Annotated in this window: 17 protein-coding genes; 8 read left to right on the top strand and 9 right to left on the bottom strand. The window is 68.4% G+C overall.

The window, feature by feature from the left end:
- Positions 1 to 31 precede the first annotated feature (31 nt).
- Both AB7P10_RS08485 and AB7P10_RS08480 read left to right on the top strand, forming a co-directional pair.
- Positions 32 to 823, top strand: a complete 792-nt coding sequence (locus AB7P10_RS08485) for an IclR family transcriptional regulator (protein ID WP_428293409.1) — start codon at positions 32 to 34, stop codon at positions 821 to 823.
- A 106-nt stretch (positions 824 to 929) separates the two neighbouring features.
- Positions 930 to 1277 carry a DUF1428 domain-containing protein gene (locus AB7P10_RS08480; RefSeq protein ID WP_428293408.1) on the top strand — a complete coding sequence of 116 codons (348 nt, stop codon included), beginning with the start codon at positions 930 to 932 and terminating at the stop codon, positions 1275 to 1277.
- Positions 1278 to 1287: 10 nt separating this feature from the next.
- On the opposite strand, the gene AB7P10_RS08475 is transcribed toward AB7P10_RS08480, so the two are convergent.
- The 6 genes from AB7P10_RS08475 to AB7P10_RS08450 all read right to left on the bottom strand — a co-directional run bounded on the left by AB7P10_RS08475 (position 1288) and on the right by AB7P10_RS08450 (position 7783).
- The gene (locus tag AB7P10_RS08475; protein WP_428293407.1) at positions 1288 to 2529 is read right to left on the bottom strand and encodes an MFS transporter; all 1242 of its coding nucleotides are present in this window, start codon (positions 2527 to 2529) and stop codon (positions 1288 to 1290) included.
- A gap of 80 nt (positions 2530 to 2609) precedes the next feature.
- Positions 2610 to 3890: a TRAP transporter large permease subunit gene (locus AB7P10_RS08470; protein WP_428293406.1), complete on the bottom strand. Its 1281-nt coding sequence runs from the start codon at positions 3888 to 3890 to the stop codon at positions 2610 to 2612.
- A 12-nt stretch (positions 3891 to 3902) separates the two neighbouring features.
- Entirely contained in the window at positions 3903 to 4400 is a 498-nt protein-coding gene (locus AB7P10_RS08465) for a TRAP transporter small permease (RefSeq protein ID WP_428293405.1), read from the bottom strand.
- A gap of 1 nt (position 4401) precedes the next feature.
- On the bottom strand, positions 4402 to 5790 hold the full coding sequence (locus AB7P10_RS08460) for an FAD-binding oxidoreductase (RefSeq protein ID WP_428293404.1): 1389 nt from the start codon (positions 5788 to 5790) through the stop codon (positions 4402 to 4404).
- Between the two features lie 62 nt (positions 5791 to 5852).
- Positions 5853 to 6875 carry a TRAP transporter substrate-binding protein gene (locus AB7P10_RS08455; RefSeq protein WP_428293403.1) on the bottom strand — a complete coding sequence of 341 codons (1023 nt, stop codon included), beginning with the start codon at positions 6873 to 6875 and terminating at the stop codon, positions 5853 to 5855.
- Complete coding sequence (locus tag AB7P10_RS08450; RefSeq protein WP_428293402.1) at positions 6872 to 7783, bottom strand: fumarylacetoacetate hydrolase family protein; 912 nt, start codon at positions 7781 to 7783, stop codon at positions 6872 to 6874. Before AB7P10_RS08450 ends, AB7P10_RS08455 begins: the two co-directional genes overlap by 4 nt.
- Positions 7784 to 7902: 119 nt before the next feature.
- On the opposite strand from AB7P10_RS08450, the gene AB7P10_RS08445 reads away from it, so the two are divergent.
- The 6 genes from AB7P10_RS08445 (at position 7903) to AB7P10_RS08420 (ending at position 14891) form a co-directional block, all read left to right on the top strand.
- Positions 7903 to 8577, top strand: coding sequence for a GntR family transcriptional regulator (locus AB7P10_RS08445; protein ID WP_428293401.1), 675 nt, complete (start codon positions 7903 to 7905; stop codon positions 8575 to 8577).
- 23 nt (positions 8578 to 8600) lie between these two features.
- The gene (locus AB7P10_RS08440; RefSeq protein WP_428293400.1) at positions 8601 to 9131 is read left to right on the top strand and encodes a dihydrofolate reductase family protein; all 531 of its coding nucleotides are present in this window, start codon (positions 8601 to 8603) and stop codon (positions 9129 to 9131) included.
- A 155-nt stretch (positions 9132 to 9286) separates the two neighbouring features.
- Positions 9287 to 10207 carry an aldo/keto reductase gene (locus tag AB7P10_RS08435; RefSeq protein ID WP_428293561.1) on the top strand — a complete coding sequence of 307 codons (921 nt, stop codon included), beginning with the start codon at positions 9287 to 9289 and terminating at the stop codon, positions 10205 to 10207.
- Between the two features lie 192 nt (positions 10208 to 10399).
- A complete protein-coding gene (locus tag AB7P10_RS08430) occupies positions 10400 to 13330 on the top strand; it encodes a GMC oxidoreductase (RefSeq protein ID WP_428293399.1) in 2931 nt (976 codons plus the stop codon).
- Positions 13331 to 13357: 27 nt separating this feature from the next.
- Positions 13358 to 14029 carry a DUF6064 family protein gene (locus tag AB7P10_RS08425; protein ID WP_428293398.1) on the top strand — a complete coding sequence of 224 codons (672 nt, stop codon included), beginning with the start codon at positions 13358 to 13360 and terminating at the stop codon, positions 14027 to 14029.
- A gap of 58 nt (positions 14030 to 14087) precedes the next feature.
- Positions 14088 to 14891, top strand: a complete 804-nt coding sequence (locus tag AB7P10_RS08420) for an IclR family transcriptional regulator (protein ID WP_428293397.1) — start codon at positions 14088 to 14090, stop codon at positions 14889 to 14891.
- Between the two features lie 47 nt (positions 14892 to 14938).
- On the opposite strand, the gene AB7P10_RS08415 is transcribed toward AB7P10_RS08420, so the two are convergent.
- Genes AB7P10_RS08415 through AB7P10_RS08405 form a run of 3 tightly spaced genes read right to left on the bottom strand, consistent with a single transcriptional unit; the run spans position 14939 to position 18284 of the window.
- Positions 14939 to 15904 carry a Bug family tripartite tricarboxylate transporter substrate binding protein gene (locus AB7P10_RS08415; RefSeq protein WP_428293396.1) on the bottom strand — a complete coding sequence of 322 codons (966 nt, stop codon included), beginning with the start codon at positions 15902 to 15904 and terminating at the stop codon, positions 14939 to 14941.
- 21 nt (positions 15905 to 15925) lie between these two features.
- A complete protein-coding gene (locus AB7P10_RS08410) occupies positions 15926 to 17137 on the bottom strand; it encodes a CaiB/BaiF CoA transferase family protein (protein ID WP_428293395.1) in 1212 nt (403 codons plus the stop codon).
- Positions 17138 to 17141: 4 nt separating this feature from the next.
- The gene (locus AB7P10_RS08405; RefSeq protein WP_428293560.1) at positions 17142 to 18284 is read right to left on the bottom strand and encodes an FAS1-like dehydratase domain-containing protein; all 1143 of its coding nucleotides are present in this window, start codon (positions 18282 to 18284) and stop codon (positions 17142 to 17144) included.
- Positions 18285 to 18322 lie beyond the last annotated feature (38 nt).

Genomic DNA, 18322 nt, shown 5'->3' with positions numbered 1-18322 from the left:
ACAACTTCCTTGATATGAAATCCTCTTCGCCATGAGCCTTGCACTGGACCGGGGCCTCTCGCTCCTGGAGCACCTTGCCGCCCACCCCGACGGCCTGCCACTGGCCTTGATGGCCTCGGAACTCGACATTCCGCTGAGCGCCTGTCACCGCCTGCTGGCCGAGCTGCAGCGGCGCGGCTACGTGCGCCAGAAGCGCAAGCAGGGCGACTATGTGCTCACGACCAAGGTCGTGTCCATGGGGCTGGGTTACCTCAGCAGCGCCGGCATCGTCGACATCGCCGAGCCCCTGCTGGCGCGGCTGGCGCAGCGCTCGGGCGAGCTGGTGCGCCTGTCCATCGTGGACGGTGACCGCCTGACCTGGGTCGCCAAGTCCCAGGGGCAGCACCAGGGCCTGCGCTACGACCCCGACATGGGCATGGACGCGCGCCTGTCGTGCACCGCTTCCGGCCACGCCTGGCTGCTGACCATGAGCGACGAGCGCGCGCTCGACCTCGTCACCCGCCAGGGCTTCGGCGCCCCGTCGGACTACGGCCCCAAGGCACCAACCTCGGTGAAGGCCCTGCTGGGTTTCCTGCACGCGGCGCGGGTGCGCGGCTACGCGCAGATCGACGAGGTGTTCGCCCCCGGCATGAGCGCCATGGCCGCGCCGGTGCAGCGCCGTGGCGACACCATCGGCGTGATCAGCATCGCCGGCCCGCGCGCGCGCCTGACGGCCGCTCGCATGCTCGAACTCGCCCCGGTGCTGCTGGCCGCCGCCGCCGAGCTCGGACCGATCAGCAACACCTCCAGCCTGTTCGGCCGGCCACAGCTGGGCAAGGGCTGACGACGGATTCGCGCCGTCATGTCGATCCCGGGTGGTCAGGATCGTCGTGGAAGCAGGAGGCCTGCCCAGGCGGGCCGCCGTTCCTTTCAACCCACAGGAGAGACACATGAACTACATCGATGGCTTCGTCGCCGCCGTGCCCACCGCCAGGCAGGCGGACTACCTCGAACACGCCCGCCTGGCGGCGGAGATCTTCAGGAAAAACGGCGCCCTCAGCGTGGTCGAGTGCTGGGGTGACGACGTGCCCGAAGGCAAGCTGACCTCCTTCCCCCTGGCCGTGCAGCGCAAGCCGGACGAGACGGTGGTCTTCTCGTGGATCACCTGGGCCTCGAAGCAGGCGCGCGACGCCGGCATGAAGCAGTTCATGGACGACCCGCGCGTGAAGGACATGCAGATGCCCTTCGACGGCCAGCGCCTGATCTACGGCGGCTTCGCGGTGATCCTCGACGCCTGATCGAAAGCGGCTATGCCTGGCGCGCCGGGCCGCGCCTGCGCTGGCCCCGGTGCAGGCAGGCCTGCGCCAGCGCCGAACAGCCCATCAGCGCCAGCATCAGCCAGCCCAGGTTGACCGCCCCGTGGTGCGGCACCAGGCCGACCGCGAAGCCCCCCACCGCGCCCAGCAGTTGCTGCATGAGCCCGGCCACGGCCGCGGCCGACCCCGCGAGCGCCGGCACCAGGCCCACGGTGCCGGTGAGCGCGGGTGGCACCAGCAGGCCATTGCCCAGCCCCAGCAGCATCAGCGGCACGGCGAATGCCAGCGGTGTGTCCACCCCCGCGATGGCCAGCGCCAGCATGGTGCCGATGCCGCACAGCGAACTGGCCTGGCCCAGCCACATCACCGCCTGATCGCCGAGCCGGTGCACCAGGCGGGACGTGAGGTAGTTGCCGACGATGTAGGACAGCGGCACGAACATGATGTAGTAGCCGATGCCGGCCGGCCCCACGCCCAGGCTGCCCAGCACGATGGGCGCGCCGGCCAGGAAGGCGTAGAACGTGGCGGTGGTCATGGAGAGCGCGAACACATACCAGAGAAAGCCCGGTTCGCGCGCCAGCCGCGCGTAGGACTCGAGCATGGCGCGCAGCCAGTGTGCGGGCACCGGTGCCTCGCCCACTGCCGCAGGCGTGCGCCCGGGCAGGCCCCGCCACGCGGCCACGAACAGCGCCAGCGCCAGCAGCGCCATCAGCACGAAGTTGGCCTGCCAGCCCAGGCGCACGTGCAATGCGCCACCCACGATGGTGGCCAGCGGCGGGCACACGCCCATGGCCATGCCGATGTAGGCCATCACGCGCGTGCGCTCCGGACCCTCGAACAGGTCCTGCACCATGGCGCGGCCCATCACCATGCCGGCCGCCGCGCCCGCGCCCTGCAGCACGCGCGCGGCCGTGAGCGAGAACAGGTCGCCCGCCAGCGCGCCCCAGACCGAACCCGCGGCAGCCAGCGCCAGGCCCAGCAGCAGGATGCGCTTGCGCCCGAGCCGATCGGACAGCGGGCCGTAGATCAGCTGCAGGCCACCATAGGCCACCACGAAACCGCTGAAGGTGAGCTGCACCGCCGCCTGGCTGGAGCCGAAGATCGCGCCCCACTCCTGCATCGACGGGATGCAGATGGTCATGGCCAGCAGGCCGAAGGCGAGCTGGCCGACGAGGTTGGCGATCAGCAGGGCGTGGTTAGGGGATGCGGGCGCGGAAGCGGGAGAGGTGGTCATGAAACAGGGGCAGGCGGGCGGCGCGGCGGCGGCTGCGCCACACCACCGGGCAGTCTACCGTTCCGTGCCTGCCCCCGCGTTCAGCGGGTGAAGAAGCGCAGCGGCGCGAGCACGATCTGCGGGAACAGGATGAGCAGCATCAGCACGCTCAGCTGCGCGAACAGATAGGGCAGCACCGCGCGGATGACCGACTCCATGCGCTGGCGCGCCACGCCGCAGACGACATTGAGCACCGTGCCCACGGGCGGCGTGATCAGGCCGATGGCGTTGTTCATGACGAACAGCACGCCAAAGTACACCGGGTCGATGCCGGCCATGCGCACCACCGGCATGAGCACGGGCACCATGATCAGGATGGTGGGCGCGAAGTCCAGCGTGGTGCCCACCACCACGATCAGCAGCATGACCACCAGCAGCAGCAGCGTGGGCGAGTCCACCAGCGGTTGCAGCAGGTCGGCCACCACCATGGGGATGCTGGCCGCGGCGATCAGCCAGGCCGTGACCTGCGCCGCCGCCACCAGGAACATCACCACGGCCGAGGTCTTGCCGGCCGAGAGCAGCAGCGCGTAGAGCTGCGAGACCCTGAGCTCGCGGTAGACCACGAAACCCACGAACAGCGCGTAGAAGACCGCCATCACCGCCGCCTCGGTGGGCGTGAAGTAGCCGCCCTTCAAACCGCCGACGATCAGCACCGGCAGCATCAGCGCCCACAGGCCTGCGCCCGTGGCCGACCAGCGCTCGCGCATCGTCGCGCGTTCGCCGCGCGGCATCTGGTCGCGCCGCGCCTGGAACATCCAGGTGCCGACCAGCGCCAGCGCCATCAGCAGGCCGGGCACGATGCCGGCAATGAACAGGCTGGTGATGGAGACGTTGCCGACCACGCCGAACATCACGAAGCCGATGGAAGGCGGGATGATGGGCGCGATGATGCCGCCCGAGGCGATCAGCCCCGAGGCGCGCGGCATGTCGTAGCCGGCCTTGCGCATCATGGGCACCAGCAGCGCGGCCACCGCGGCGGTGTCGGCAATGGCCGAGCCCGAGAGCGAGGCCATGATCACGCAGGCAAAGATCGCCACATAGCCCAGCCCGCCGGGGAAGTGGCCGACCCAGGCGCTGGCCACGCCGACGATGCGCCGCGAGATGCCGCCGGCGTTCATGAGTTCACCGGCCAGCACGAAGAACGGAATGGCCATCAGCGGAAAACTGTCCGCGCCCGAGAGCATGTTCTGCGCCACGATCTGCGCGTTGAAGATGTCCATCCAGGCCATCATGGCCAGGCTGGAGACCAGCAGCGCGAAGGCGATCGGCACGCCCAGGGCCATGGCCGCGAGCAGCGAGAGAACGAAGACGATGACGATCATGGCGATGCCTGCTCAGGCGCTGTCGGACAGGCGCGGATCGGCCAGGTCGCGACCGCGCAGCAGCTGCGCGATGTTGACCAGCACCAGCAGCGCAATGGAGACGGCGCACACCCAGGCCACCGAATAGACGATGGCCAGCGAAATGCCGGTGACCAGGCCGATGTTGGCGACGTTGATGTCGTGCTGCAGGATCAGCCCCCACAGCAGCACGCCGCAGCAGGCCAGCACCAGCAGTTGCCCCAGCAGCAGGGCCGCGCGGCGCGTGGTCCCGGTGAGGCGGCGCACCACCATGTCCATGCCCAGGTGGCCACCTTCGCGCATGGCCACGATGGCGCCCAGGAAGGTGAGCCAGATGAACAGGAAGCGCGAGAGCTCTTCCGAGGTGTTGATGCCCGAATCGAACACGTGGCGCAGCACCACGTTGCCGAACACCATGACGCACATGGCGGCCAGGCAGAGCACCATGACGGCTTCGAGCGCCTTGAAGTACCAGTGGACGAGGGACTTCATGTCAGAACGCGAAGATCTTGCCGGGGTTCATGAGATTGTGCGGGTCCAGCGCGTGCTTGATCTGCCGCATCAGCGCCACCGGCGCGTCGCCCAGTTCGTCGAGCAGGAAGCCCTGCTTGTGCAGGCCGATGCCGTGCTCGCCGGTGCAGGTGCCGTCCAGGGCCAGCGCGCGCGCCACCAGCCGCGCGTTGAGCGCCTCGGCCTGTTCGATCTCGTGCGCGCTCTCGCCGTCCACCAGCATCTGCACGTGAAAGTTGCCGTCGCCCACATGGCCCACCATGGGCGCGATCAGGCCCGACTGTTCCAGGTCGGCGGCGGTGTCGTTGACGCAGTCGGCCAGGCGCGAGATCGGCACGCAGACGTCGGTGACCACGCTGCGGCAGCCCGGGCGCAGCTGCAGCGCCGCGAAGTAGACGTTGTGCCGCGCCTCCCACAGGCGCGTGCGCTCCTCGGGCGTGTGCGCCCACTTGAACTGCTCGCCACCGAGCTCGCCCGCGATCGCCTGCACCAGCTCGATCTGCTCGCGCACGCCGGCTTCGCTGCCGTGGAACTCGAAGAACAGGTGCGGCCGCTCGGGCAGGCCGGTCTTGCTGTGGGCATTGAGCGCGCGGATGGCCACGCGGTCGACAAACTCGCAGCGTGCGATCGGCACGCCGACCTGGATGGTCTGCACCACCGCCTGCACGGCCGCGTCGATGCCGGGGAAGGCGCAGACCGCGGCCGAGATGCACTCGGGCAGCGGGTGCAGCTTCACCGTGGCCTCCACCACCACGCCCAGCGTGCCTTCGGAACCGACGAACAGGCGCGTGAGGTCGTAGCCAGCGGCGCTTTTGCGCGCGCGCCGTGAGGTCTTGACCCGCTGCCCGTCGGCCGTCACCGCGGTGAGGTTGACCACGTTCTCGCGCATGGTGCCGTAGCGCACGGCGTTCGTGCCGCTGGCGCGCGTGGCGCACATGCCGCCGATGGTGGCGTCCGCGCCCGGGTCGATGGGGAAGAACAGGCCCTTGTCGCGCAGGGCCGCGTTGAGCGCCTTGCGCGTCACACCTGGCTGCACGGTGGCGGTCTGGTCCTCGTCGTGGATCGCCACGATCTGGTCCATCTGCTGCAGGTTGAGCGTGACGCCGCCCCGCGCGGCCAGCGTGTGGCCTTCGAGTGAGGACCCTGCGCCATAGGGCACCAGCGGCACGCGGTGTTGACGGCACAGGTTGACGGTGGCGACCACCTCGTCGGCGCTGCGGGCAAACGCCACCGCACCGGGCGGCATGGCCGCGAAGATGGATTCGTCGCGGCCATGGTGGTCGCAAACCGCCGCGCTGGTGGACAGGCGATCACCGAGCAGGGCGCGCAGGCCCTCGAGCAGGGCGGGCGGCAGAAGAACGGGAGACGTCATGACAAGGCCGCCCGGGCACGTGGCCCGGGCGTGTGAGGGCGATAGGAAAAAGGAAGACGGTCTTACTTGGCAGCGGCCCGCACCCTGGCGATCTCGCTGCGCACCAGGCCCATGAACTCGGGGCCGATCTTCTCCAGGTGCGGCGCAATCGCTGGTGGCACGCGGTCGCGGATGGCCTGAAGGTCGGCGGGCGAGAACTGCGTGACCTGCATGCCCTTGTCCTTCATGCCCTGCAGCGCGCTGCCGGCTTCGGCCGCGGTGGACTTGCGCTGGAACGCGGTGGCGTTCTTCGCGGCGGTGTTCATGGCCGTCTGCTCGGCTGGCGAGAGGCTGTCCCAGTACTTCTTCGACACCGCGAAGATCAGCGGCGAATACACATGGCCCGAGAGCGTCATGTACTTCTGCACTTCATAGAAGCGCTGCGTGTACATCAGCACCACCGGGTTCTCCTGGCCATCGAAGGCCTTGGTCTCCAACGCCACGAACAGCTCGGACCACGGCAGCGGCGAGGCGTTCGCGCCAATGGCCTTGAACGCGTCCAGCGTGAGCGGGTTGGGCTGGGTGCGCAGCTTCAGGCCCTTGAGGTCGTCCAGCGTGTTGATCGGGCGCTTCGAATTGGTGATGTGGCGGAAGCCGTTTTCCCACCAGCCCAGCACGTGGATGCCCACGGCCGCCAGCTTCTTGTTCAGGTGCTCGCCCACCGGGCCGTCGAACACGGCGTGCGCCTCCGCTTCGGAGTTGAAAAGAAAGGGCACGTCCTGGAAGCCGAGTTCCTTGACCTGGCCCAGCATGGCCAGCGCGCTGCCGGTGTAGAACTCCTGCACGCCGCCCTGCAGCGCGGCCAGCATCTGCGGGTCCGGGCCGAGCGCCTGGTTGGCGATCACGGCGATCTTCATCTTGCCGCCGCTGGCCTTCTCCATCTCGGCGGCAAACTGTTTCGCGGCCTGGCCGGCCGGGTGGGCGTCGGCCATGCCGTGGCCGAAGCGCGCGCTGCGCGCCTTGAAGTCCTGCGCGAGCGCGGCGGTGCTGCCGAGCGCGGCGAAGGAAGCGATGGCCATGGCGGCCAGCAGGCGGTTGAGTTTCATGCGGTGGTCTCCTCTTTGCGGGTGGGGGGGTGAGGGGTGGGCAGCGGGGCGCGCGCCTCGATGCGGTTGCGCAGCAGGCCGATGCGCTCGATCTCGACTTCGCAGACATCGCCGGGCCGCATGTACAGGCGCGGTTCGCGCGCATGGCCGATGCCCGCGGGCGTGCCGGCCACGATCAGGTCGCCCGCTTCCAGCGTGATGGCTTCGCTGATGGTGACGATGAGCGAGGCGACGTCGAACACCATGTCGCGGGTGTTGGCGGACTGCACGGTCTGGCCGTTCAGCCGGGTCTCCAGCCGCAGGCCTTTCGCGCCGGGCGGCAGCTCGTCGGCGGTGACCAGCCAGGGGCCGAACGCGCCGGTGCGGTCGAAGTTCTTGCCCATGGTCCACTGCGGCGTCTTGAACTGGTACTCGCGCATGCTGCCGTCGTTGAAAACCGAATAGGCCAGCACGTGCGAGAGCGCGTCCTCAGGGCGGATGCAGGAACCACCGGTGCCGATCACGGCCACCAGCTCGCCTTCGAAATCGAGCGAATCCGACAGGCCCGCGTGCTCCAGCGGCACGCCGTGCGGCACCAGGCTGGTGTTGAAGCGCGAGAACAGCGTGGGGTAGGCCGGCTGCTCGAAACCGCTCTCTTCCGAGTGGTCGCGGTAGTTCAGGCCCACGCAGATGATCTTGCGCGGCTCGGCCACCGGCGCCAGGAAGGCCACCTGCGCGAGGTCGACCACGGGCTGGGCACGCATCGCGGCGGCCGCAGCGTCCAGCGCGGCCCGGCCCTGGCGGATCGCGGCGTCCAGCGAACCGGGCCAGGCGGCGGCGTCTTCGGTGGTGCCGTGCCAGGCCCCACCGGCCGGGTCCTGCACGGCCCAGCCTTCGCGCCCCTCGCGCCGGAAACGTACCAACTTCATCGAATGCTCCTGTGTGTGACGGTGTTGCGTGGGGATGGACTCTAGCATCAATGATGTATCTTTGAATAAATAATCTATTCTTTTCTCATTGGTACATTCCCTCATACAATCGCGCAGCCATGACCGCCGCCGCCAAGACCACCCAGGCCGACGCCGTCTTCCAGCTGATCCGCGCGGAGATCCTGGAAGGCCGCCTGCTGCCGGGGGCCAAGCTCAACATCAAGGCGCTGGAACAGCGCTTCGAAGTCAGCTTGGGCGCCATCCGCGAAGCCCTCTCGCGCCTGGGCGCCGAAGGCATGGTGATCGCCGAGGCCCACCGCGGCTACCGCGTGGCGCCGGTCAGCAAGGAAGAACTGCTGGACCTCACGCGCACGCGGGTGGAGATCGAGTCGCTCTGCCTGCGCCAGGCCATGGCGCACGGCGACGTGGAGTGGGAAATCCGCATCGTCGCGGCCGCGCACCGCATGGAGCGGCTGCAGGACATCCCCTCGGACGAAGAAGCGCGCAAGGCCCCGGCCTGGAACCAGGCCCACGCCGCGTTCCACGAAGCGCTGGTGAGCGCCTGCCCCAGCGCCTGGCTGCTGCGCATGCGCGAACTGCTGTACGTGCAGAGCGAGCGCTACCGCCTGCTCTCGGTGCCGCTGGACACCGACCACGACCGCGACGTGAAGGCCGAGCACAAGCGCCTGGTGGACGCAGTGCTCAAGCGCGACGAGGCCGCCGCACTCCAGGCGCTGGAGGAACACTTCTTCGCCACCGTGCAGATCATCCTGAGGTCGCCGCTGCTGACGTAACCCCTCACAACGAAAGGCATGTCATGGCCAAGATCGTCTTCGGCATGAACCAGTCCCTGGACGGCTACGTCGACCACATGGCGTTCGTGCCCGACGCCTTGCTGTTCCGCCACTTCATCAAGGAGGCAGAAGGCCAGACCGGCAGCGTCTACGGTCGCCGGATGTACGAAATCATGCGCTACTGGGACGACGAGCAACCTGGGTGGGGCGAAGACGAACAGGCCTTCGCCGCCGCGTGGCGGCGACAGCGGAAATGGGTGGTCTCGCGCACCTTGAAATCGGTCGGACCCAACGCCACGCTGCTGGACGCCGATCTGGAGGGCGCCATCCGCCGACTGAAAGCCGAACACGACGGCGAGATCGAAGTGGCCGGCCCGGACCTGGCGAACAGCCTCACCGCGCTCGGCCTGATCGATGAGTACCGCATCTACCTGCACCCCGTCGTGCTCGGCCACGGCACACCCTACTTCGCCGGCCCCCGGCCGCCGCTGCGCCTGGTGGCGCACGACCGGATGAGTGGGGATGTGGTCCGGTTGAGCTACGTGCCGGCTTGATCCCGGAGGTGGACCTGCTCCCAGGGCTGGCCCCTCATCGCACTGGCGTGTCGCATCGCCGCCGGCCGGAACTTCACCCCCCACCCCGCGTCCCACCTTCTTTCACGAAGGGCACCCACCGTGAGGGCGGCATGAACACCCTGGCAAACGCAGCGATGCACAGCAGCAGCAACCGCCGTCAGTGGCTCGTCGGCACGGCGCTGGCGGCGGCGGCGTGGCCGGCGCTGGGGCAACAAGCCGCAAGTCAGGCCTTGATCACGCGCCGCATTCCGTCCAGCGGCGAAGCGCTGCCCGTGGTTGGCCTGGGCAGCTGGATCACCTTCAACGTGGGCAACGACCCGGTCGCGCGCGACGCCTGTGCCGAGGTGGTGCGCGCCTTCTTCGACGCGGGTGGCCGGGTGATCGACAGCTCACCCATGTACGGTTCGTCGCAGCCCGTCATCGGCCATGCGCTGGCGAAGCTGGGCCACCCGGCCGCGCTGTTCTCGGCCGAGAAGGTGTGGACTGGCGACGCGGCGCGCGGTGGCCCGCAGATGGAGGCCTCGCGCAGGTTCTGGGGCGTGCCGCGCTTCGACCTGATGCAGGTGCACAACCTGCTCGGCTGGCAGGAACACCTGCCGCGCCTGTTCGAGATGAAGGCGCGCGGCCAGCTGCGCTACGTGGGCATCACCACCTCCGATGGCCGGCGCCACGCCGAGCTGGAACGCATCATGCGCACGCAGCGCATTGACTTCGTGCAGCTCACCCACAACCTGCTGGACCGCGAGGCCGAGCAGCGCCTGCTGCCGCTGGCGCAGGAGCGCGGCATCGCCGTGCTGGCGAACCGGCCGTTCCGCGAAGGCGCGCTGCTCGACCAGCTGGCGCGCCACAAGCTGCCCGGCTGGGCGGCCGACATCGGCTGCCAGCACTGGGCGCAGGTGGCGCTGAAGTTCATCGTCTCGCACCCGGCGGTGACCTGCGCCATTCCCGCCACCAGCCAGGTGGCGCACCTGCGGCAGAACATGGGTGCGGCGCGTGGCCTGCTGCCGGACGTCGCACTGCGCGCGCGCATGGCGCGCGACGTGGCGGCGTTGTAGGGCCGGGCCTATCGGTGCGCGGTGACCGGTGCTCCCGGTGATGCGTCGGACGAGAAACCGCGGCATCCGCGCCGACCCAGCATCCACAGGCCAGTACACTTTGAAAGCAGCATGCGCGGCCGCCATCTTCAGCGCGTCCGAAAGTGAACACGTCCATGGACGGCAGGTGCAACTGGAGAACGGGGCGGAACAATGATTGAGGACTTCGACAGCCTGGCCGTTGCCAGCGAGGTGTCTTGCGACGTCTGTATCGTCGGGACGGGCCCGGCCGGCCTCGCCGTGGCAACTTCGCTTGCGAACACGAGGCTCGATGTCATCGTGCTCGAAACGGGCGGGGAACACCATGAAGCCTGGGCCGAAGCACTCTCCGCGTTTGAGTCCGTCGGTGCCCGTCGCGCGGGCCACATGTCCGTCCGCAGGCGCATCTTCGGCGGGACCTCGGTGCTCTGGAGTGGGCGTTGCGTCCCTTTTGCGCCGACAGACTACCAACCGCGCGCCTGGGTACCGAACAGCGGCTGGCCCATCGACGCCGCAGATGTGGCACCGTACCTCGATCGTGCCGGCGCACTGCTTGGCACAGGTCCGGGGGTCTACGATGATCGACTGTGGCGCATGCTGAACAAGCGCGCACCACAACCCGCCTGGGATCCGGCCAGCTTCGAGTGGCAGTACTTCCAGGCCAGCCTGCCAGGCGACAGCGTGCGGCGCCAGGTGCCGGGTGCCGATGACGACGGCTTCGAAAATCTGGATGCGTTGATGCACAGCGGCGCGCCTGCGGCCATCGACGTGGCGCAAGCCTCCCGCCGAACACTTGCCGAGGCAGCCAATATCCGGGTCTGGCTGCACGCGCATGTCAGAAGCGTGAACACCGAGCCCGACGGGAGCACGGTCACCGGCGTGACGGTACAGCGCAAAGCAGGCGAGCTCACTCGGGTGAAGGCGCGGGCCGTTGTGCTCGCTTGTGGGGGCATCGACAACGCCAGACTGCTGCTGCTGTCCGACGAGCACGCACCCAACGGGGTCGGAAACGCGCACGATCAGGTGGGCCGCTACCTCATGGACCATCACTACGCGGCGATCGGCACCGTGCCCGGTGAAGCCCGGCGCCTGCGTTCGAGATTTCGGCAGCTGTGGTTCGACCGGCACGGGCAACGCCACGTGTACGTCACGGGCGCCAGTCTGAGCGCGCAACGCCAGCGCGAAGAGCGGCTCACCCGGGGCACGGTGTACCTGTTCGAGCACGTGCGTGCGCCCGCGCCCGTTTCCTCGCTGGGCTCGGTCTTGCGCGCATTTCGCAGCGGGGATTCGGGGCGCGCCGACGCTGGCGCCCTCGGCAACCTGGGTCGCCATCCGGTGCGGTTGCTGGAAGGTGCATACGACCGCTACGTTGCAAAGCGCCCGGCTTTCACGTTGACGAGCCAGGTCGACATAGGCTGCAACGTGGAACAGTGGCCCGACGCGCAAAGCCGCGTGACGCTGAGCGACCAGGTGGACGACTTTGGACAGCGACGAGCGCGCATTGACTGGCGAATCCACGATGTCGAACGCCAGACGTATGCGGCGTGCGCGCGCCTGATCGAGGCGGAATGCCGGAGGCTGCAACTGGAGATGCCGCTCATCGCACCCTGGCTGCGCGATCCCGAAGCCGACTGGCGCTCGAACCTTCACGACATGGCCCACCCCATGGGAACGACCCGCATGAGCGCGAGTCCAGAGAACGGGGTCGTCGATGCCAACTGCGCGGTGCACGGGACGCGCGGGCTTTACATTGCGGGGAGCTCGGTGTTTTCAACCGGCGGCACAGGCAACCCGACATTGCTCATTGCGGCACTGGGATTTCGCCTGGCAGACCATCTGCGCAAGAAACTGCTTGCGGTGCCCACCCCGAAAGGACCTGCGGACATGTCCACACCCGATCAACCCACGACCACCTCTGGCGGCGAACGGATCAAGGTCGGCATTGTGGGCGCCGGCGACCGGGTGAGGCGCATTTACGGCCCCGTGCTGAAAGCCCTGGATGATCGAATCGAGGTGGTCGGCTTCTTCTCTCGCGATCGGGAAAAGGGGGCGGCGTTTGGCACATCAACGGGCTGGCCCTACCACGCGTCGCTCGACGAACTCCTGCAGCGTGGCCAACCTGCCTTCCTCGTCGTCGCGGTCAACGGCGCGGCGAATGCCGGCGTGCTGTACGACGTGATCGCGCGCGGTCTTCCCGTCCTGGCGGAAACCCCCATCGCATGGGATGAACGCACAGCGCGCGGCATAGTGGCCTTCGCTGCCAAACGGGGCGTACAGGTCGGCGTGGCTGAGCAGTTCCCGAACCTTCCGGAAGAAGCTCTCAAGTTGAAGCTGATCAGCCTCGGCATTCTGGGAACGATCACGTCTGCCATCAATGAGTTTGCGACGTTCGACTACCACGGCATTGCACAACTGCGCGCCTACCTGGGCGGGCCGAAGCAACCCGTTTCGGCCACCGCCGTCGAATACGACTTCGGTGCAACCGGTGTGGTGGAAGGCGTCCCTCCCCCGGTGCCTGCTTTGGCATGGCCGGAGCGCTGGTTGCTCGGAACCGTGAAACATGCCGATGGCGCACTGCTCGTGCACAACTATTCGTCCGGTTATTCCGTGCTGCCGACGCGCCCACAGGGTCGCCTGCTGGTCCATGGGGCGTGCGGGAGCCTGGTCGACCATCAGCTTCTCGTCGTCAACCGTCACACGGGCGAAACGCATCGAAGCGAATTCCGGCGCGATACCGTTGAAGGTGAAGGCGGCACGGTGCTCCGTGGCATTTCCGTGGACACCCCCGGGTTCGGTGAAGTGGAATGGCGCAATCCGTTTGACCGCCATGCGTTGAGCGACGAGCAGATCGCCGTCGCCACCCATGTCGCGGCCATGATTCAAGTTGCCCGGCAAGGCGCCTTGCCGCTGTATCCAGCGGCTTCCGCCTTGCAGGATATCGAGTACCTGCGGGCCTTGACGTACTCGGCACGGCGCGGTGGGGCGCCCGTCGGCTGGCCGGTTGCGACTCGCTACCAGCAGATCCGGGTCGCGCTCTCACCCGCCTACTTCGGTCAACTCGCGTCGAAGGTCCTGGGCAAACTGGGCAGGCGCGCTGCAACCTAGGCCGCGCGAATGCGTTGAGAGCTGTCCATGAGCGAATGGTGGACGTACCGGCCGGTTGATTTCCTGATGTTCGCGCCGCGCACGTATTGGCGGTTGTTCGAGTTGCAGAACGCGGCGTGGTGGCCGTGGCAGGTGCCACTGGGGCTGCTCGCGCTGTGCCTGGCCGTGGGCCTGTGGCGCGGCGGGCCGCGCACGCTGCGCCTGGGCATGGCCGGCCTGGCCATCGCCTGGGCCTTCGTGGCCTGGTCGTTTCTCTGGCAGCGCTACGCGCCGATCAACTGGGCCGCGGCGCACCTGGCCTGGGCATTCGCGGCGCAGGCGCTCGGGCTGCTTGCGCTCGCGGCCAGCGGCGCGCTTCGGCCCAGCGGTAGTGCCACACGGCGACGCAGCGGCGCGGCGCTGCTGCTGTGGGCCGCGCTCGCCCACCCGGCGCTGGCGTGGATGTTCGGCCGGCCCTGGACGCAGGCCGAGGTGATCGGCCTCGCGCCCGACCCGACTGTGATCGCCACACTGGGTGCGCTGCTCTGCGCCGATGCGCATGCGCGCGGCGCGCGTGCGCTGCTGTGGGCCGTGCGCGCGGGGGCACTGGCCACGTGCCTGGTGAGCGCGGCCACGCTGACCGTCATGGGGAGTGCGCAGGCCGGCGTGCTGCTCGCTGCCGCGCTGGTGATGGTTGTGGCGCTGTGGCGCACGCGCTGAACACGCCGTTTCCATCAGAGCGCTGCACTATCATGCGGGACCGAAACGGACCCGCCTCATGCCGACCCAGAAGCCCGCCGCCCTACCCAAAGCCAAGGCCGCCGTGCGCGTGCGGCAGGTGCCGGCCGTCACCCGTTCCATTGCCATCCTGCGCCTGCTCGGCGACGCCAAGCAAGGCCTGGGCGTGAAGGCGATCGCCGACACACTGGAGCTTGTGCCCAGCACCTGCCTGCACATCCTGCGTGTGCTGGTCAGTGAAGACCTGGTGCGCGTCGACCCGGCAACCAAGCGCTACACGCTCTCGGGTGGCATGATCAGCCTGGCGCGCAGCGTGCTGGCCGGCAGCGGTTTCGCCCAACTGGTGCAGCCCGCACTGGATCGGCTGGCCTCTTCGCACGGCGTGACAGCGATGGGTGTGGAGATCACCGCCCGCCAGGGCGTGGTGGTGCTGGCGCTGTCCAAGTCCAACCAGCCGTTTCGCCTGCACACCGACGTGGGCAGCCAGTTCAACCACCTCGTCAGCGCCACGGGCCGCCTGATCGCGGCCCACAGTGGCGAGAACTGGACGGAACTGCGCAAGCGCTTCAACGCCATCGAATGGGACAAGGCGCCGAGCTTTGATGCGTGGAAGAAGGAAGTCGAACAGGCGCGTGCGCGCGGCTGGGCCGTGGACCGCGACCATTTCATCAGCGGCCTGACCGTGGTGGCGGTGCCGATCTTCGACACGGCGGGCCGGCTGACAAACACGCTGGTCGCTGCGGGCCTGTCCAGCCACCTGAACGTGCCGACGACCGCGCAGATCGCGGCCCTGATGCAGGAGGAAGCCCGGGCCATCACGGACGTGATGCAGGCCCGGGGCTGAGTGGCCCGCCGCCACACCCCTGCATGGCGGCGCGGGTCAGACGCCCTTCAATCCAGCGAGATGGCGGCGGCCTTGATGATGGGCTGCCACTTCTGGCGCTCGGCTTTCGCAAAGTCGCTCAGCTGGGCGGGCGTGCCACCGGCGGGGTCGAAGCCCAGCTCCAGCAGGCGCTGGCGGGTTTCCGGGCGGGCCAGCGCCTTGTTCATCGCGGCATTCCAGAACGCGATCACGGCGGGGGGCGTGCCCTTGGGCGCATAGAGCGCGTTCCAGGCCACCACCTCGAAGCCCGCCACACCTTGTTCGGCCACCGTCTTGACGCCAGGCGCCAGGCCGCTGGGCTGGCTGGACGTCACCGCCAGCGCGCGCACCTTGCCGGCGGCCAGCTGGGTCTTCAGCGCCGTGGGGGTGTCCACGATCACCGGCACCTGGCCACCGAGCACGTCGGTCATGGCATTGCCCGAACCCTTGTAGGGCACGCCGAACAGCGGCGCGCCACTGCGGTCCTTCAGCAGTTCCAGCACCAGGCGGGCCGTGGTGCTGGGCAGCGCCACGTCGGCTTCACGCGAGTTCTTGCGCGACAGGGCCAGGAGGTCGTTGATCGATGTCAGCGCGGAGCCCGTGTTGACCGCCACCACCATCGGGAAGGTCCCCACAAGCACGATCGGCTCGAAGGCCTTGGCCGCGTCGAACGGCATCTTGGAATAGAGGAACTGGTTGAGCGCGTGGGTGGCGTTGGTCCCCACGGTCAGCGTGTAGCCATCGGCCTCGGCCTGCGCGGCCAGGTCGGTGCCCAGATTGCCGCCCGCGCCCGGGCGGTTGTCGATCACGATGGGCTGACCGATGTCTTTCGATATCTGTTCGGCCAGGTAGCGCGTGGCAATGTCCGTGCCCTGGCCGGCCGAGTAGGCCACGATGATGCGGATGGGCTTGTTCGGGTAGGCGCTCTGTGCGTGTGCGAACGGGACGGCCAGCAGGGCACAGGCCAGGCCGAAAAGGGCGGATAGCAGCTTCATGGTTTTGTCTCCTGGGTTGATTTATGACTGACAGTGGGGGTCGGGCACGGCACCTGTGCGACTCAAGTGCTGCGCCTCCTCGCGGGAAAAACCCAGGTCGGCCAGTATGGCGCTGGCGTCCTGGGCAAATGCGGGGGGGGCGTGGCCGGGTTGGCCGGGCGTGCCGGACAGGCACATCGGCGAGCGCACGCCGGTGTAGTCGCCGCGCCGCACCAGGATCTGGCGGTGCGCTGCGTGCGGGTGTGTCAGCGCCTGCGGCAACGAGGACACCACGCCGGCCGGTACGCCTGCGCGCATGAGCGACTCGCACAACGCCGCGCTGGCCTGCATCACCGTGGCCGCTTCGATCAGCGGCTTGAGCACGGCGCGGTGGCTCACCCGCGCTGCGTTCGAGGCGAAGCGTTCGTCCGCCACGAGTTCTTCGAGCCCGACCAGGCCACAAAAGCGGCGGAACTGCACGTCGTTGACGATGCCGAGAAAGATCTCGCCATCGCTGGTCCGGAATTTTTCGTAGGGCGCGATGTTCGGGTGCGCGCTGCCCAGCAGCCCGGGCGCGTCGCCCGACGCGAACCAGTTGGAGGCCTGGGGCAGCAACAGGCTCAGTGCGGTGTCGAACAGCGCCGCTTCCACGCGCTGGCCCTGGCCGGTGCGCGTGCGGGCGTGCACCGCCATCAGGATGCCTGACAGGGCCACGTAACCGGTAAGGTGGTCCACCACCGGAATGCCGATGCGTGTGGCACCGCTGGCCGGGTCGCCATTGACACTCATCAGACCGCACAGGGCCTGCAGCACCGCGTCGTAGCCCGGCAGGCCGCCGAGCGGGCCGTCGCGACCAAAACCGGTGACGCTGCAGTAGATCAGGCGCGGGTAACGCTCTGCCAGGGTCTGCTCGAAGCCCAGGCCCCAGCGCTCCATGGTGCCGGGCAGGAAGTTCTCCACCAGCACGTCCGCGTCGCCCAGCAGTCGGTGCAGCACCTCCTGCGCCTGCGGCTTCGACAGGTCCAGGCTGATGGAGCGCTTGCCCCGGTTGAGGGCGGCGAAGTAGGCCGCGCTGCCGGCGCTGTCGAACGGCGGGCCCAGCCGGCGCGTCTCGTCCCCGGCGGGCGGCTCGACCTTGATCACGTCGGCGCCGTGGTCCGCGAGGATCTGCGTGCACAGCGGCCCGGCCAGGACCCGCGTGAGGTCCACGACCTTCAGGCCCTGCAGCGCGCCGCCTTCTGTGGGCGACATCATGGGCTTACTTTCCGCGTGACGGCAGGACCACCACGCCGCTGCCCACCACCGAGAGTTCGCCGTCCTGGTTGCGCGCTTCCTGCTCGATCTCGACCAGGTGCTTGCCGTCTTCCACGAACTTGCGCTTGACCTTGCCCTTGATGAAAAGCATGTCGCCCTCGGGGTTGTGGCGGCGGATCTTGCAGCTCGCCTTGTGCAGGAAGCCGGCGTCACCCATCCAGTTGGTCAGGTGGTGCGTGAGCCACGAGGTGCGTTCCGGGCCGTAGTCGTAGGCGCCGGGTGCGCCCACTTCCAGCGCGAAGTCCTCTTCCCAGTGCACGCGCTCGGGCACGTCCGGAATGCCGAAACGGTTCTTGATGCCCACACCCGGGTGCGCGTCGATCAGTTTCCAGGCCATCTTGTTGGCCTTGATGTAGAGGCCACCCCAGCCCTGGGCGTAGGCGATGAAGCCGGTCACGGTCATCGGCCCCTTGAACATGGTGGGCAACTCCTCGCCTTCCTTCACGTCCTCCCAGTAGCGTGGCGTGGCGCCGCGCACTTCCTCGTTGCGGTAGAGCTTGTAGGCCTCGCCCAGCTCTTCGTCGGTGTAGCGGCGCGGCGCGCGCGAACGCACTTCCTTGTACTTGGTGCCCTGTTCGCGGGCGTGGTCGCGCTCGGTGCGGAAGCACCAGCTGTCGGCCTCGGCCACCTTGTCGCCCTGCTGGTTGAAGAAGTCGACGTGGTAGATCTGCTGTATGGCGCGGCCGGCAAAGCGGGTCTGGTGCTCGACCAGGTCCTTGAGGTGCGCCTCGGTGTGGATCTCGTCGTTGCGGCGCACCGCCTTGTGCCAGGTCCAGTCCGAGCCCGACCACATGGCATGCACGCCCGGCAGGCCGCCGACGTAGCCCGAGACGATGCGGCTGGTGGAGAACAGGAAGCTGGGCAGCGCGACGATGCCGCCGTGGTGCGACTTGGCCGCGTACTCGGGGTCGCACCACAGCGGGTTGTCGTCACCGATGCCGTGCGCGTAGTGGCGGATGTTGTCGCGCGTGGCCTCGAAGCACCAGGGCTCGGCCATCTGGGTGATCTTGACGCCCAGGCGCTGGCGCAGGTCGTCGAGGCCGCTCTCGGTGATCTTGGGAAAGCTGCGCTGCGGCAGATCGGACATGTCGGACATGGATGTGTCTCCAGTGGGTGATGAAACGG

Source organism: Hydrogenophaga sp. (assembly GCF_050182545.1).
GTDB lineage: Bacteria > Pseudomonadota > Gammaproteobacteria > Burkholderiales > Burkholderiaceae_C > Hydrogenophaga.
The sequence above is the reverse complement of the archived record's forward strand: the minus strand, read 5'-3'. Positions and strand labels throughout refer to the sequence as shown.